The organism is Hymenobacter sp., from assembly GCF_035709525.1.
Classification (GTDB): domain Bacteria; phylum Bacteroidota; class Bacteroidia; order Cytophagales; family Hymenobacteraceae; genus Hymenobacter.
The window spans coordinates 32,486-47,258 of record NZ_DASTEP010000108.1; the positions used below are offsets into that span (position 1 = coordinate 32,486).

General features: G+C 63.8%; 11 protein-coding genes and 2 tRNA genes. 2 read left to right on the forward strand and 11 right to left on the reverse strand.

Features of this window, described 5'->3' with window-relative positions:
• Positions 1–21: 21 nt before the first annotated feature.
• The 4 genes from VFO93_RS09030 to VFO93_RS09045 form a co-directional block, all read right to left on the reverse strand.
• Positions 22–106: transfer RNA gene (locus VFO93_RS09030), tRNA-Ser, on the reverse strand.
• 76 nt (positions 107–182) lie between these two features.
• Positions 183–269, reverse strand: a tRNA-Ser gene (locus VFO93_RS09035).
• A 118-nt stretch (positions 270–387) separates the two neighbouring features.
• Complete coding sequence (locus VFO93_RS09040; protein WP_325134037.1) at positions 388–1,341, reverse strand: YihY/virulence factor BrkB family protein; 954 nt, start codon at positions 1,339–1,341, stop codon at positions 388–390.
• A gap of 93 nt (positions 1,342–1,434) precedes the next feature.
• Positions 1,435–1,923 (reverse strand): thioesterase family protein, encoded by a 489-nt coding sequence (locus VFO93_RS09045; protein WP_325134038.1) that lies wholly within the window; start codon positions 1,921–1,923, stop codon positions 1,435–1,437.
• Positions 1,924–2,128: 205 nt separating this feature from the next.
• Here VFO93_RS09045 and VFO93_RS09050 point away from each other — a divergent pair, with 205 nt between their 5' ends.
• Complete coding sequence (locus tag VFO93_RS09050) at positions 2,129–4,480, forward strand: endonuclease (protein WP_325134039.1); 2,352 nt, start codon at positions 2,129–2,131, stop codon at positions 4,478–4,480.
• Between the two features lie 336 nt (positions 4,481–4,816).
• Here VFO93_RS09050 and VFO93_RS09055 read toward each other — a convergent pair whose 3' ends face one another.
• From VFO93_RS09055 to VFO93_RS09080, 6 genes are all read right to left on the reverse strand, one after another.
• The gene (locus VFO93_RS09055) at positions 4,817–7,603 is read right to left on the reverse strand and encodes a S8 family peptidase (RefSeq protein WP_325134040.1); all 2,787 of its coding nucleotides are present in this window, start codon (positions 7,601–7,603) and stop codon (positions 4,817–4,819) included.
• A 76-nt stretch (positions 7,604–7,679) separates the two neighbouring features.
• A complete protein-coding gene (locus VFO93_RS09060; protein WP_325134041.1) occupies positions 7,680–8,237 on the reverse strand; it encodes a hypothetical protein in 558 nt (185 codons plus the stop codon).
• Between the two features lie 166 nt (positions 8,238–8,403).
• A complete protein-coding gene (locus VFO93_RS09065) occupies positions 8,404–10,935 on the reverse strand; it encodes an excinuclease ABC subunit UvrA (RefSeq protein WP_325134042.1) in 2,532 nt (843 codons plus the stop codon).
• Positions 10,936–10,982: 47 nt separating this feature from the next.
• Positions 10,983–11,687, reverse strand: coding sequence for a hypothetical protein (locus tag VFO93_RS09070; RefSeq protein ID WP_325134043.1), 705 nt, complete (start codon positions 11,685–11,687; stop codon positions 10,983–10,985).
• A 186-nt stretch (positions 11,688–11,873) separates the two neighbouring features.
• Positions 11,874–12,239 (reverse strand): hypothetical protein, encoded by a 366-nt coding sequence (locus VFO93_RS09075; protein ID WP_325134044.1) that lies wholly within the window; start codon positions 12,237–12,239, stop codon positions 11,874–11,876.
• A 6-nt stretch (positions 12,240–12,245) separates the two neighbouring features.
• The gene (locus VFO93_RS09080) at positions 12,246–12,731 is read right to left on the reverse strand and encodes a hypothetical protein (protein WP_325134045.1); all 486 of its coding nucleotides are present in this window, start codon (positions 12,729–12,731) and stop codon (positions 12,246–12,248) included.
• 124 nt (positions 12,732–12,855) lie between these two features.
• On the opposite strand from VFO93_RS09080, the gene VFO93_RS09085 reads away from it, so the two are divergent.
• Positions 12,856–13,134: a GNAT family N-acetyltransferase gene (locus tag VFO93_RS09085; RefSeq protein ID WP_325134046.1), complete on the forward strand. Its 279-nt coding sequence runs from the start codon at positions 12,856–12,858 to the stop codon at positions 13,132–13,134.
• Positions 13,135–13,293: 159 nt separating this feature from the next.
• On the opposite strand, the gene VFO93_RS09090 is transcribed toward VFO93_RS09085, so the two are convergent.
• The gene (locus VFO93_RS09090) at positions 13,294–14,694 is read right to left on the reverse strand and encodes a cytochrome P450 (RefSeq protein ID WP_325134047.1); all 1,401 of its coding nucleotides are present in this window, start codon (positions 14,692–14,694) and stop codon (positions 13,294–13,296) included.
• Between the last annotated feature and the right edge of the window lie 79 nt (positions 14,695–14,773).

The following is a 14,773-nucleotide window of genomic DNA, read 5'->3' on the forward strand; positions in this document are numbered from 1 at the left end:
AAACGGGGCTTTGCGCTTTTGCAGAGAAGGAGGGATTCGAACCCCCGGACCTGTTACAGTCAGCGGTTTTCAAGACCGCCGCAATCGACCACTCTGCCACTTCTCTAAAAAAAGAACTGATAAAAAAGATGAGCTGGTGAAGCGTGGAAGCTACTTCACCAACTCACTTTTCTATCAATTCGCAGAGAGGGGGGGATTCGAACCCCCGATACCCTTGCAGGTATAACGGATTTCGAATCCGTCGCATTCGACCACTCTGCCACCTCTCTAAAGGTCCCAAAACGAGTGGTTGGGGCTGCAAAAGTAGGACACGATGCTCAATGAGCAATGAGTAATGAGCAGATAATCTTCAAAAATTCCGCGTTTGCACCTGCTCATCGCTCATTGTCAATTACTAATTTTTTTCAGGCGGCCGGTGGCGGCGTCCATGCTCACGTTGACCTCGAAGCCAATGATGAGCGTCATGCACACAAATTCCAGCCACACCATAAAGCCCACCAGCGCCCCGATGGAGCCGTAAAACGTGTTGTAGGAGTTGAAGATGCGGACGTAGAGCGTGAACAGGAACGACACCAAGAAAATGAGCAGCGTAGCCACCAGCGCGCCCACCGAGATGAAGGGCCACTTATCATGCACCGGCGGCACGAAGTAGTAGATGACGCAGGTGGTGGTGAGAAACAGCCCCGCCAGCGAGCCGTAGCGCAGGGCCGTAATCATGAACTCAGTGGAGCTTTCGGGCACGATTTCGTAGAACACCAGCCCGTCGATGATGAAGGTGCCGAAGAAAATGCCCGCGATGGCCACCACCAGCACCAGCGCCAGCACGAAGGTCAGCATGGTGGCAATGAGCCGCTTGTGCAAATAGCTGCGATGCTTAAACCAAGGGTACTTCTTCTCAAAGGCGTCGAGCAGGGCCATGATGCCATTACTGCTGAGTACCAGCGCCGACACGAACCCGAACGAGAGCAGCCCGCCGTGCGGAATCCGCACGATGTCCTCGATGGTAGTGGCGGTGGCCGTGTACAGCTCGTGGGGCATGATGTCGGCCAGAAACTGGAGGATGTCCACATCGAGGCTCGGCACCGGGATGTAGGGAATGAGCGTGAACAGGAAAATGATGGTCGGAAACAAGGCCAGCGTGAGGTTGAAGGCCATGTAGGCGGCGCGCTTTTCGAGCGAGTCGAGCCGCAGCTCGTGCAGCACGCGCTCGCCCACGTCGTACACCGAAAGGCTGCCGCCGCGCAGGTGCTTGCGCTTGCCCCAGGCCATGAGGGTGCGGTAGGCGCGGTGGCGGCGCACATCGGGCACCAGGGCGCGGCGGCGGGTGGGAGGAGCGAGCAACTTCGTGGAGTTAAGAGTTTTGAGTTAGGAGTTTTGAGTTAGCTCGTCGGCATTGTGCTGGCAAACTCAGTACCCCTACCTTCTGATTTATCCTTATTTGCCGAAGGCGGCGGGGGCGGGCGCGTCGCCGGGCGTGGCGCGGCCTGCGCCGAGCGGGCCGAGGGCTTCGGCCTCCGAAAAATACGGGGCTAATTGCTGCCGCACGCTGGCCGGAATGGGCACCGGGCGGCCGTTGCTGGTACTCACAAACACCATGAGCGTGGAGCCTTCGGTGAGCAGGTCGCCGGCTTCGTTGCGAATTTCGTACTCAAAATTCACCCGCGAGCCTTCGGCCAACTCCTTGAGCATGACCCGGATGGTGAGCAGGTCGTCGTAGCGGGCGGGGCGGCGAAAGCGGGTGCGCAGCTCGCCCACGGGCATGCCCACGCCCTGGGTTTCGAGGTCGCGGTAGCGGATGCCGAGCTGGCGAAACGCCTCGGTGCGGGCCACCTCGAAGTAGGCAGCGTAGTTGCCGTGGTAGACGTAGCCCATCTGGTCGGTTTCGGCATAGCGCACGCGGAGCTGGATATCGGCAGAGTACATAAAAAAGCGGGGGCGCGGGTGAAAACGCCCCGTGGTTGAGGGGGCAAGGATAACACGGCGGGCAGCAAATAGTGCGGCGCTAACCCGGACGGGAGCCTTCGCCGGGCAGGTTAAATTTTGGTAACATACGCAGCCGGGCGGCCGGCCGGGCCGACCTTTGCGGACTTTTCATCAAAAACTCACCTTTCCTTTTCCGTTGTTTTTTATGCGAAAACTTTTCCGTTTGTTGGGCTGGATGCTGGCGGTGCTGCCGCTGGCAAGCCAGGCCCAGGTAGTGCCGCCGGTGCCCACACCAGCCCCCGCCGGCCTCACGGGTGTGCCCCTGCGCGACTGGCTGCGCGCCAACTGGTATGACCCGCACCGCACGGTGCTGAGCTACTCCGATGCCCGCGCCAAGATGTACAACTACGCTGACAACTACGGCAATAGCGTGGTGTGCGTGTACTCGGGCTACTCCGAAACCGTGCCGCTGAACTATAACAGTACCAGCACTGGAGTGGTCAACAATATCAACTGCGAGCACAGCATCCCGCAGTCGTGGTTTCGGGAAACCACGCGCATGCGCTCCGACATGCACCACCTCTACCCTACTTACATTCAGTGGAATAGCAACCGGGGCTCGGACCCGTTTGGCGACATCCCCGACACCCAGACCACGCTGTGGATGCGCCTGACCCAGAGCCAGACGAGCATCCCGACCAGCAACATCGACGACTACAGCGAAGATGGGCCGGGCAAGTTTGAGCCCCGCGAGGTGCACAAGGGCAACCTGGCCCGCGCGGCGTTTTACTTCTACACCATGCATGCCGGGCAGCCCGACCTGGTAGCCACCGGCCACAACGACATCAACACCCTGGCCGACCTCAACACCTTGTACCAGTGGCACCTGGCCGACCCCGTGGACGCCCAGGAGCAGGAGCGCAACCGCCGCGTGGCCGCCAGCCAGGGCAACTACAACCCCTACATCGAAGACCCCTCGCTGGTGGCGCGGGCCTGGGGCTTTGCCCCGGCCGGGCCGGTAATTTCGTTTGCCACGGCCACGGGCAGCCTCGCGGAGGGCAACGCCGGTAGCACTACTTATACGGCTACGCTCAGCGTGAGCCCCGCCCCCACCGCCGCCCTCACGGTGCAGGTGGACCTGGACGCGGCCAGCTCGACGGCCACCAACGGCACCGATTTCAACTTCACCACGCCCGCTACCGTCACCTTCGCCGCCGGCCAAACCAGCCAGACGGTAACGCTGACCGTGACCGGCGACACCCAGCCCGAGGCCGACGAAACGGTAGTGCTGACCTTGCAAAACCCCGGTACCGGGGCCAGCATCGGCGGGCCCGCCACCCACACGCTCACCATCCTCAACGACGACGGCCCGGCCCCGACGGTGGCTTTCGCCACGGCCACGGGTAGCATTGCCGAAGGCAACAGCGGCACGAGCACTTACGCGGCCACCGCCACGCTCACCAATCCGGGCAGCCTCACGTTTCCCATCACGGTGCCCGTGGCGGTAGTGGCGGCCGGCACCACGGCCGCCAGCCCCGACGACTACACGCTGGCTACCAGCACTATCACCTTCGCCAGCGCCACGGCCCTGAGCCAGCCCGTAACCGTGACTATCGTGGGCGACGTGCTACCCGAGCCCAACGAAACGGTGGTGCTGCGCCTGGGCACGCCCAGCAATGCCAGTGTGGTGGTGGGCACGCCGGCCACCCACACGCTCACCATCCTCAACGACGACACGCCCCCGGCGGGCGTCAGCTGCTCGGCCCCGTATTTCAGCAAGTACTTTGAGTCGGCCACCGGCAACACGAAGGTGCTGGAAATCTTCAACCCCACTACCGCCACCCGCAACCTGAGCGGGCTGCGCGTAGAGCTGTTTGCGGCCAATGCTACTACCCCCACCGCTACGGCTAACCTCACGGGCAACCTCGCCGCGGGCGACGTCTTCGTGATTGCCAACACCGGCGTAACCAGCACGGCCGTGCAGGCCGCCGCCGACCTGCAATCCAACGTGTGCTTTTTCAGCGGCACGCAGTCGCTGGTGCTGTACGATGGCACCGATACGCTCGACATCATCGGCGTGGTGGGCCGCGCGCCCAGCGGCACGGGCTGGCCCATCGCCGGCAACAGCACCACCCGCGACAACTCGCTGGTGCGCCTGCCCAGCACCGGCCAGGGCAACACCCGCTGGTTTGGGGCCACCGGCGCGGCCACAACCTGGCAGTCGCAGGGCACCGACAACTTTGGGGGCGTGGGCAGCTACGTGTCCACGGCCTGCGCTACTACGCTGGCCGCGCGCGGCAGCCGCACGGCCGGGGCGCTCGAGCTGTACCCCAACCCCACCACCGGCCGCGTGAGCTTGCGCCTGCCGGGCGCGGCTACCCGCGTTGCCACCATCGAAGTGCTTGATGCGCTGGGCCGCCCGGTGCGGCAGCTGGCGGCCCCCGTGGGCGAAGCCACCGCCGCCACCCTGGAGCTGGCGGGGCTGCCGGCCGGCCTCTACGCGGTGCGCCTGCGCACGGCCGAGGGGCTGTACCTGGGCCGCTTGGTGGTAGAATAAGCGGTGGTAGCTAAAAAGGCCCGTCCGACTGAGATTTACTCAGTTGGATGGGCCTTTTTTGTTGGTTTCCCGCAGGGTTTCGCGGGGTCAGGCGCAGGGTTGCGCTAGGTTTTTAGCTGAGAAATTCGAGCGGCTGCTAGCCGTTGGCCAGCGCTTCAGGGCCGGGGCGCCAAGTGGGTTTTATGGCAAGGCCTGCGCCCATGTTGCCACTAATATGGGCCAAAGCCCACTACTGCATCCGGCTTGGTGCTCCCGGCACTTTAGCGCCGGGAGCACCAAGCCTTCCAACTCTCGTATTCAAAAGCCCGCGAAGCCCCGTGGGAAACCACTACAGCTTTAGTCGCGCGCCAGCCGCTGCCAGAGGCTGCCGCCAGCGCCCGTTACCCGCACCACGTAGAGGCCGGGAGCCAGGCTTGCCAGGTTCACGGAGCCGCCGCCAGCGGCCAGGGCAGCCTGCGAAACCAACTGGCCCTGGGCACTGAATATCCGCACGGTAGCCGGGCCGAAGCTACCGGGCAGCTGCACCCGCACCGCGTCGCGGGCGGGGTTGGGGTAGAGCTGCCACTCAACTACTTTCGCAGTGGGCGTGGTGGGCAACGCCGTTTGGTACACGGCGCTGGCGGCCTGGGCGGCGGCTTGCAGCTGGGCTAGCGTGGGAGCGGCCAGCACGGCAAAGGCTACCCGCACCGAATCGCCGGGGGCCAGGCGCGGCACCAGCGTGCTCAGCACCTGCGACACGTCGCCGCTGCCCGCCGAGCGGTGGGCCCGGCTAAAGCCGCCGCTCAAAGCCCGGTATTTTTCGGCGGGGCTAAAGCCATCGCCAAAATAAATGGGAGTACCCGCCGCCGCGTTGTTATTAATCGAATACACCCCGGCCGGGCCGCTGCCCAGCACCTGCACCCCGGCATACACGCGGGTTGCCAGCGAGTCGTAGCAGTAGCCCACGCGGCGCACCGAGTCGTAGCGGGCCAGGTTGCGGCCACTGTCGCCGGGCAGGTCCCAGTCGGCAAACAGGCCGGCGTAGAGCGGCTTGAGGGTATCGGCGGTGATGTTGCGCAGCGAATATTCCAGAATGATAAAATCGCGGCGGGCGGCCGGCGCGCTCCAGGCCAGCGCGTGCTGGCGCACGCGCACGCCCACCGAGCGCGGGCGCTGGGCATCGGGCAGCGAGTCGCGGAACGTGCTGTAGGCTTCCTGGTCGGCGCGCGGGCCGGGCATCACGCGGTGGATGGCGGTTTCGACGATAAACGACTGGCGCACGGTAGTGGGCGCGGCGCGCAGGTGGTCGGACACCCGCGTGGGCGAGGTGGCCAGCAGCAGGCCCCCCTCGCTCAGTAGTGGGCCCACGGTGCGGTAGCTGAAACCCAGGCCGCCCTGGTCGAATACGCCGTCGTAGGCCAGGTTGCCCCGGCTGCTGAGGCTGGTCACGAGGTCGCCCGCGTCGAGCACCACGTAGCCGGGGTTCAGCATAATGGTCACGTACTGGTCGGTTTGGTAGCCGCCGGCCGCCGTGAGGCGGTAACGCAGCGTGGCCGGGGTATTGAGCGGCACCGCATTGGCCACCACCAGCTGGTAGGGCTGGCTGGTGTTGGCGCGGATATCCAGCGTGGCGAGGCTACCCACCACAAAAGTACCCTGCTGCACCGTGAGGTAGGGCGACAGCGAGGTGAGCGTGACCGTGAGCCCGGCCACGGGCTGAAGCAGATTGCGCACGGTGGTGGCCAGCTGCACGGGCTCGCCGGGGGCGTAGCCGGCCGGGCGGGCCGGGGCAAAAGTGCTGGTAACCACGCGCGCTTCCTGCAAGCTGCGCGTCACGGCGCGCAGCACGTTGAGGCGCCCCCGGCCCAGGCGGCCCCGGTAGGCAGCGTTGGCGGGCAGGCTGTAGATGGCCGTGTCGGCCGACTGCCGCAGCTGCGCGGCCACTTGCTCGGCGGTGAAATTGGGGAAGCGCGCCCGCACCAGCGCCGCCGCGCCCGATACCAGCGGCGCGGCCAGCGAGGAGCCCGTGTCGTACCAGTAGTCGCCATCGACCGGCCCGATGCCCACAAACTGCGAAAACCCGTTGGTGGTCCATATATTCACGCCCGGCGCGCTGAGGTCCACGCGGTTGCTGTAGGTAGCAAAGCCAGGCTTGGCGTCGGCGGCATCGGTAGCGGCCACCGACAGCACGTGCTCGTAGGAGGCGGGGTAGAAGAGCAGGTCGGCGTTGGTATTGCCAGCCGCCGCCACCAGCACCGCGTCTTTATTAACGGCCGCGTAGGTGCACACATCCTGCTCGAAGCGCGAGTAGCCCCCTACCCCGCCCCACGACATATTGATGATTTTGCAGCCGTGGTCGGCCGCGTACACGATGCCCTCGTAGCCGGCAAACGTGCCCGTGGCATTGCCCGGAAATACCTGGATGGGCAAAAACTTACACTTGAAGGCCATGCCGGCCACGCCCTTGCCGTTGTCGGCCTGCCCGGCCAGCGCGCCCGCCACGTGCGAGCCGTGCAGGGCGTTGTCGTTGTTGTAAGTTACGTCGTTGTTGCCGTTGGCCATGTCCCAGCCCCGGTAGTTGTCCACGTAGCCGTCGTTGTCGTCATCGAGGCCGTTCACGGGGTCGGCGCGGTTGTACTTGATTTGGCTTACCAAATCTTCGTGGGTCGGGCGCATGCCCGTATCAGTGAGGCCGATAACGATGCTGGTATCGCCCTTCGTAAAGTCCCAGGCGCGGTAGGCCTGCGTCAGCTTGAGGTGGTACTGGCTACCAGTTACCGAGTCGGCACGCGGGTCGTTGGGCTGGTACAGCGGCTCGCGGATGTAGAGCGGCTCCACGTACTCGACCGCGCCGGTGCGCAGCAGCGCGGTGCGGGCCTTTTCGAGCGAGAGCGCGGCCGGCACCTCTACCTGGTAAATGAGCCGCAAATCGACGCTGCCCGGCCGCTCGGGGCTAGGCGGCGTAGCGCGCGGAAATTTCTGGCTTAAATCCTTCGCTCCCAGCGTTTGCAGCGCGGCCTGCACTTCTTTAGGGCTGGCTGTGGGCATTAGTTTCAGCACCAGCCGGCCCTTGATGGTGGGCGGGCTCGCCAGAGCGGCCAAGGCTTGCGATAAAAATATGACGATAGTAAGAATATATTTCATAATTAAGCTTAAATAGCTATTAATTTTGTAAATATACAAGTTTTCGCCCTTTCGCAAATCGCACACTTGCGCCGCGCTACCCGGCCGGCCACTGCTGGGGCAGGCCCTGCTCGCGCGCCAGCGGGGCCGCCCCCGAGGCGTAGAGGCCGGCCAGCACGGCGGTAGCCGCGTCGGCCAGCTCCAGGTGGTAGTCTACGTGTAGCTTTCCGGCTTGTTTAAGTGCCTCCTGCGTGCGGCGCACCAAGTGCTGGAGCAGCGGCTGCGTGGGCCCGTGCAGCCGCGCCACCAGCCCCGGCTGCTGCCCAAACACGTTAGCCAGCAGCCGCAAGCTCAGCTCGATTTCCCCGAACGCATCGTCGGTAATGCGGGCGTGGTAAGCCAGCCGCGCCTGCAACTGCCGCAGGATAACAAGCAGGTCATTAGGCGACTGGTGGTAGCCGCGCACCGGGTCATCGACCTGCTGGCGCAGCGCGGCGCGGCGGGTTTCGAGCGCCTCCGGCCCTTCGAGCAGGCGGTAGCTGAGCTGTTCGGTGAGTACGGCATCCTGCGCCACGAGGCGGGCCAGCAACTGGTCTTTTTCCTTTTGCGGAAGGTCGAAAAGGGCGCGGCGCAGGTCGGGCGGCAGGGCGGGCATGGGTGAGAAATTATGAGCTAGTAACTAAGTCTGTCATGCTGAGCGGAGCGCAGCGGAGCCGAAGCATCTCTACCGCTTCGTTGTTAAGGCGCAGATAGCTAGTTCACCGATAGAGATGCTTCGACTGCGCTCCGCTCAGCATGACGGAAGTTTTTAACATCTATTCTCACCCTCCACCTGCCAAAAATTGCTTCAGATACGGGGCCGTCTTGCTTGCCTTCACCTGCGCTACCTCGGCGGGCGGGCCGGCCGCCACCACGCGCCCGCCCTCGTCGCCCGCGCCGGGGCCGATGTCGATAACCCAGTCGCTACTAGCGACTACGTGCATGTCGTGTTCCACGACTACCACCGTATTGCCGGCTTCTACCAAACCGTCGAGCTGCTTGAGCAGCTTCTCCACGTCGGACGGGTGCAGGCCGGTAGTGGGCTCGTCGAGCACGTAGAGCGAGTGGCCGCGGGGCGGGCGTTGCAGTTCGGCGGCTAGCTTGATGCGCTGGGCCTCGCCGCCGCTGAGCTCGGTGGCGGGCTGGCCCAGGCGCAGGTAGCCCAGGCCCACCTCGCGCAGCACCGTGAGGGCACGCCGCACGGTGGGCTCGTCGGCGAAGAATTCCCAGGCGGCATCTACGGTGAGGCCCAGCACATCGGCGATGTTCTTGTCGCGGTAAGTTATTTCCAGGGTTTTGGCGTTGTAGCGGGTGCCCTGGCACACGGGGCAGGGCGTGTACACGCTGGGCAGGAACAGGAGTTCGACCATCACGAAGCCTTCGCCCTGGCAGTTTTCGCAGCGGCCCTTGGCTACGTTGAAGGAAAAGCGGCCGGCGTCGTAGCGGCGCTTGCGGGCCTCGGGCGTGGCCGCGAACAGCTTGCGCACGTGGTCGAAGAGGCCGGTGTACGTCGCCATGTTCGAGCGCGGCGTGCGGCCGATGGGCTGCTGGTCGACGCGCACCAAGCGGGTTATTTGGTTTATTCCTTCGCTGATGCGGCCCTCGGTGGCAGCCTCGTCGGGGCGTTCGAGCGCATCGCCCTCCGGCTCTTCGGCGGCCAGGGTTTGGCCCAAGCCGGCGGCCACCAGCTCCACCAAAACCTGGCTTACCAGCGTCGATTTGCCCGAGCCCGACACGCCCGTAACGCTCGTGAACACACCCAGCGGAAAGTCGGCGTCGAGCTGATGCAGGTTGTGCCGCGTGATGCCACGCAGCCGCAACCAGCCGCTGGGCTCACGCGGCGGGCGCGAAGCCAGCGGCTCGGTGTCAAATAAATACCGGCGCGTCTGCGATTCTTCTACTTCCTTCAACCCGGCCAGCGGGCCGCTGTAAAGCACCTGCCCGCCCTGCTCGCCCGCGCCCGGACCCACATCCACGACCCAATCGGCCTGCTTGATTACTTCCAATTCGTGCTCGACTACGAACAGCGAATTACCAGCCTGCCGCAAGCCCGCCAGTGCCTTCAGCAGCGCGGCCGTGTCCACGGGGTGCAGGCCGGCCGAGGGCTCATCGAGCACATAGACTACCCCAAATAAATTGGAGCGCACCTGCGTGGCCAGCCGCAGCCGCTGGAGCTCGCCGGGCGAGAGCGTGGGCGTGCTGCGCTCCAGGGTGAGGTAGCCCAGGCCGAGGTCGAGCAGCACGGCCAGCCGGCCGCACAAGTCGTCGGCAATGCGCTGCGTTACAAGCACTTTTTCGGGATGTGCGGCGTCGTAGGCGTCCCCGCGCGCTACTTTGCTTTCGGCATACGGGCGCAGCAGGCCCGCCAGCTGTTTGAGCGGGAGGCGCGACAGTTCGGCGATGTCGAGCCCGGCAAATTTTACGCTCAGCGACTCGGGCCGCAGGCGCTTGCCGTGGCAGAGCGGGCACTCGGTGCTGAGCATAAATTGCAGCGCCCGCTTCTTCATCTGGGCGCTTTGGGTATTGGCGAACGAGTGAAACACGTGCCGCCGGGCGCTCGTGAAGGTGCCCATGTAGTTGGGCGGCTCCTTGCGCTTGAGGGCGCGCTGCGTTTCCTGGGGCGAGTAGCCGGGGTACACGGGCACCACCGGCTGCTCGTCGGTGAAGAGTATCCAGTCGCGCTCTTTCTGGGGCAGGTCGCGCCAGGGCTTGTCCACGTCGTAGCCCAGCGTTACCAAAATATCGCGCTGATTCTGGCCGCCCCAGGCGGTGGGCCACGCCGCAATGGCCCGCTCCCGGATGGTGAGCGAGTCGTCGGGCACCATCGAGCGCTCGGTGGCTTCGTAGATGCGGCCCAGGCCGTGGCACTGCGGGCACGCGCCCTCGGGCGTGTTGGGCGAAAAGCCTTCGGCGTAGATAATCGGCTGGCCCTTGGGGTAGTCGCCGGCCCGCGAGTACAGCATCCGCAAGAGGTTCGACAGCGTGGTGACGCTGCCCACCGACGAGCGCGTGGTGCCCCCGCCGCGCTGCTGCTGCAAGGCCACGGCCGGCGGCAGCCCCTCCACGGCATCGACCTCGGGCACCGAAAGCTGGTGAAACAGCCGCCGCGCATACGGCGACACCGATTCGAGGTAGCGCCGCTGCGCCTCGGCATACAGCGTGCCGAAGGCCAGCGACGACTTGCCCGAGCCCGACACGCCTGTAAACACCACCAGCGCATCGCGCGGAATGTCCACATCCACGTTTTGCAAATTGTGCTCGCGCGCGCCGCGCACCTGCACGAAGCCAGGGCGATTGGTTGCTAATTCTGCCATTCTGAATAAGTGTAAGGCTATTCAGAACGGGCGCGGCGGGCGGCGGGTTAGCGCAGGCTGGGGCGCGGGCGGGCTAAGAAGTAGAGGCTCAAAGCGATTAGTGCTAGTAAGAGAAGAAGCGCTGGTCGCCAAAAAGCAGGTTGTTCGAGCAAACTAGTCTTGACTGGCGTAACCGGGGGAATTATCTGATAGTCGCGTGTCCCACAAAAATCTTGTTGATAGGAGACAGGCGTACTTCTCATAACAATAGGTTTTGACTTAATCGCTTTGCCCATACTGTAAAGTATTGGAGTAGTCCCATGAATGTCAAGCCAATATTTCTCATCCTTTTGCCTCTGCATACTATTCAGCAATTGCACCAAGTTGCCGTAGGTAGCACCAGTAGTGAAAACTACCTGTATCCCAGCGCTGCTCGTATCCTTTTTTAGCGCCTGCACTGCGGGTTCAATGGCTGCAGTAGCAAAAAAATCATTGAGCGGTTTTCCAGTGAGATTGATGATACGCCAGTGTGGAACGCCAAGCAAACTTGCTAAGGGTTTGTAAGCTCCTATAGCGTAATGCTCCTCCAACGTTTCATATTTCTTAGCTTGCTTCTCTGAATAAAAAGGCATCACTAGTGATAATACGCGCTCTTGCAGCATCTGCCGCCGATGCGACAGCAGCGCCTGGCAGGCCAGTAGCAGCAGAAACCCCAGCGCTACCCAACCGGGCGGTAGCAACAAGCGGCGAGAATGACGGCGGGGGGCGTACATGAGCGAAGGCAATGGTAGTTTGCCATACTGATGCCGCTGTTGCCTTAAATGCATAAAAGCAGCACCTACGGCCGGGTAGCCGCAGGCGCTGCTTTGCTGAGTGTAGAGACGCAATATTTTGCGTCTTACGTCTGGTTACGTTATTCTATCGCAAGACGCAAAATATTGCGCCTCTACACCGAATAATTAGTCTTCCGGGTCGCTTTCAGCCGTCAGGTTTTTGCCCTGGTGCTGTAGTTCGGGCAGCGTGAAGTTGGCGTCGCGGGGGTGAATGAGCTGGTCGGGCAGGTTGAGGTCGCTGTCGGGGGCCGAGCCCACGGGGGGCTGCTCGTCCGAGCGCAGCGAGTCGTCCATCATGTCGGCCATGCGCTGGCCGCTGGCGTTGTTGTCGTCGGTTACCTGGCCGTAGGTTTCGCGCTCCAGGAAGCTGTCCGATTCCTTTTCGGTTTCGGTCTGGGGCGTCACGTTCTGGGTTTCGTGGCTGGCCGCGCCGGAGGCGGTAGCGGCGGCGCGGTCGTTGTTGTCGGGCGCGTTGGGCTGGGGGGCGTTCATAGATACTTAGTCGTTAGAGTGCTCTTTGTCGTTGTTTTCTTGCCACGAAGCATGTTTGTGGCCGCCGGCGTAGCGCTCGTCATCGTCGGCCCAGGTGCCTTCCTGCACGTCGCGGTCGGCATTTTGCACGTTGCGCACGCCCTGCGGGTCCTGGTTTTGCACTACGTGGCCGCGCTGGTGCTCGGGGTTGGCGTTTTCGGCGTCGGTGCTGTAATCTTCGGTAGTAGAGGCGTCTTTATCGCGAAACTCGCTGAACTCGTCTGGGTTATCATTCGAGCCATCATTGCGGCCAGCCTGATTTACGGGGCCGGTGGGCGCAGTGTGGCCGGGCTGGCCAAAATCGCCGTAGTGGGGCGTGCCAGCCTCGGCGGCGCGGGCGGGCTCATTCACGTTGAGGTGGGCCTGCTCGGCGCGGTGCTGCTGGCCGGCGGGCAGGGCACCATGGGTATCGTCCTCAAAAAGGGGCATGACGCTGTTGGAATCGGTAGCCATAAAGGAGAAAAAAGAGTGGGCGGGGAGAAAGTCAACCGGCAGCGCCGGGCTTCCTGCTTACTCCGTTTCCGGCTTTCTGGTTTCCGGCTCCCAACGCCCGGGCCGCGCTTGCGTTAGCTCTCCTATGCAGATTCACCACGACCCCGCCAATCAGGAATTCACCGCCGGCTCGCCCAGCGACCCCGCCGAATTGGCTTACTCCCTGCCCCAGGCGGGCATTATCGATTTCACCCACACCTTCGTGCCCGAAGCCCAGCGCGGCCAGGGCCTGGCCGAGGAGCTGGCCCGCACCGGCCTCGCCTACGCCCGCCAGCAGCACCTGAAAGTGCGCACGAGCTGCAAGTTTATGCGGGCTTTCGTGCAGCGTAATAAGGAAGAATATCAGGATATTCTGGAAGCTTGAAATGAGCGGATAGCACTGTCATGCTGAGCGAAGCGCAGCGCAGTCGAAGCATCTCTGCCGGATAACTAACTTCTGACGTCAGCAAAGAAGCGGTAGAGATGCTTCGGCTGCGCTCAGCATGACAATACTATTCATTCATCCACTCATCCACCAACCTACTCACCCCCGCCGCTCAAACCGCAGCCGCAACTCCCCGTCGGGCCGCAGGGTGATGAGCGGATTCAGGCCGGGCGGGGTGGCGGCGGTGGGCAGCACGCGGTAGCGGCGCAGGGTTTGGATAAGCACCAGTTGCAACTCGGTGAGGGCGAAGTGGCTGCCCACGCACAGGCGCGGCCCGCCGCCGAAAGGCAAGTAGCCGTAGGCGGGCACCGGCGGCTGCGCCCCGGCCGCAAAGCGCTCGGGCCGAAACACTTCGGCATCGGGCCACAGCCCGGCGTGGTGGTGCATGCCATACACGTAGAGCGAGAACACACTGCCCTTCGGAATCGGCACACCTTGAAAATCATCGTCTTCGGTGGCTACGCGGTCGATAATCCAGGCGGGTGGGTAGAGGCGCATGGCCTCCTGCACCACTTGCAGGGCGTAGGGCACGCGGGGCAGGTCGTCAAACTCGGGCGCTTGGCCGCCGGGCAGCTCGCGCTCGGCTTCGGCCACCAGCTTTTCCTGCGCCTCGGGGTGGCGGGCCAGCAAGTAGAAAGCCCAGGCCAGGGCGTTGGCCGAGGTTTCGTGGCCGGCCACGAGCAGGATATTTAGCTCATCAACCAACTGGTTTTCAGTCATCGGCTCGCCGTTGTCTTCGTAGCGGGCATCGAGTAGCATTTGCAGCAGGTCGTCGGGCGGGGGCGTGCCGGGCGGCAGCACGGCCGTGGCTTCGCGGTGGCGGGCTATGCCGGCGCGCACCAGCTCGCGCAGGCGCAACGCCAGGGCGTCGTGCCGCTGGTAGTCGCGCCGCAGCCAATGCAGCGGCCGCAGATACGGCTGCCGCACGGTGGTGACGTAAAACCACTGAATGGCCGTGAGCCAGTCGCTGAGCTGCGTCAGTTCGGCATCACTCAGGGCGTCGCCAAACACCGACTGCGCCACAATGCGAAAGGCTACCCGCGTCATGGCGGCGTGCATGTCTATTTCTACCGGCTGTTTTTCAGCGGCTTGGGCATCCAGCTCGCGCACCCATTCATCGGCCGCGGCCCGCATCAGGCGCGTGAGGCCGGTTAGCTTTTGGCGGTGAAAGCCGGGCTGAATAAGCCGGCGCTGCCGCAGCCAGTCGGCCCCGTCGTTCGTCAGCAGGCCCTTGCCTAGGTAGCGCAATAGCCCGTGCGTGAGGTCGGACTTGTGGTAACGGCGGTGGTTTTTTTGCAGCACGTGCTGCACCAGCGCCGGGTCGCGCGTGACGATGGACGGCTTCACGCCGCCCAGGTACAGCCGCACCGTGTCGCCGTAGGCGGCCAGCACCTTGTTGAGGTTGCCCACCGGGTCGCGAGCTTTTTTCAGCGATTGGCGCAGCGTGAGCCAGCGCGGCACCTGCGGCCAGGTAGTGGGGGCGGTGGGTGGGGTGGGCATTTTTAAGAGCTAGCGAAAGGGAAATAGTATTGTCATGCTGAGCGCAGCGTAGCGAAGTCGAAGCATCTCTACCTCAATA

Coding starts and splice junctions, on each gene's coding strand:
- VFO93_RS09045 (WP_325134038.1), bottom strand. CDS start 1,923: ATGTACTCTGCCGATATCCAGCTCCGCGTGCGCTATGCCGAAACCGAC.
- VFO93_RS09050 (WP_325134039.1), top strand. CDS start 2,129: ATGCGAAAACTTTTCCGTTTGTTGGGCTGGATGCTGGCGGTGCTGCCG.
- VFO93_RS09055 (WP_325134040.1), bottom strand. CDS start 7,603: ATGAAATATATTCTTACTATCGTCATATTTTTATCGCAAGCCTTGGCC.
- VFO93_RS09060 (WP_325134041.1), bottom strand. CDS start 8,237: ATGCCCGCCCTGCCGCCCGACCTGCGCCGCGCCCTTTTCGACCTTCCG.
- VFO93_RS09065 (WP_325134042.1), bottom strand. CDS start 10,935: ATGGCAGAATTAGCAACCAATCGCCCTGGCTTCGTGCAGGTGCGCGGC.
- VFO93_RS09070 (WP_325134043.1), bottom strand. CDS start 11,687: ATGTACGCCCCCCGCCGTCATTCTCGCCGCTTGTTGCTACCGCCCGGT.
- VFO93_RS09075 (WP_325134044.1), bottom strand. CDS start 12,239: ATGAACGCCCCCCAGCCCAACGCGCCCGACAACAACGACCGCGCCGCC.
- VFO93_RS09080 (WP_325134045.1), bottom strand. CDS start 12,731: ATGGCTACCGATTCCAACAGCGTCATGCCCCTTTTTGAGGACGATACC.
- VFO93_RS09085 (WP_325134046.1), top strand. CDS start 12,856: ATGCAGATTCACCACGACCCCGCCAATCAGGAATTCACCGCCGGCTCG.
- VFO93_RS09090 (WP_325134047.1), bottom strand. CDS start 14,694: ATGCCCACCCCACCCACCGCCCCCACTACCTGGCCGCAGGTGCCGCGC.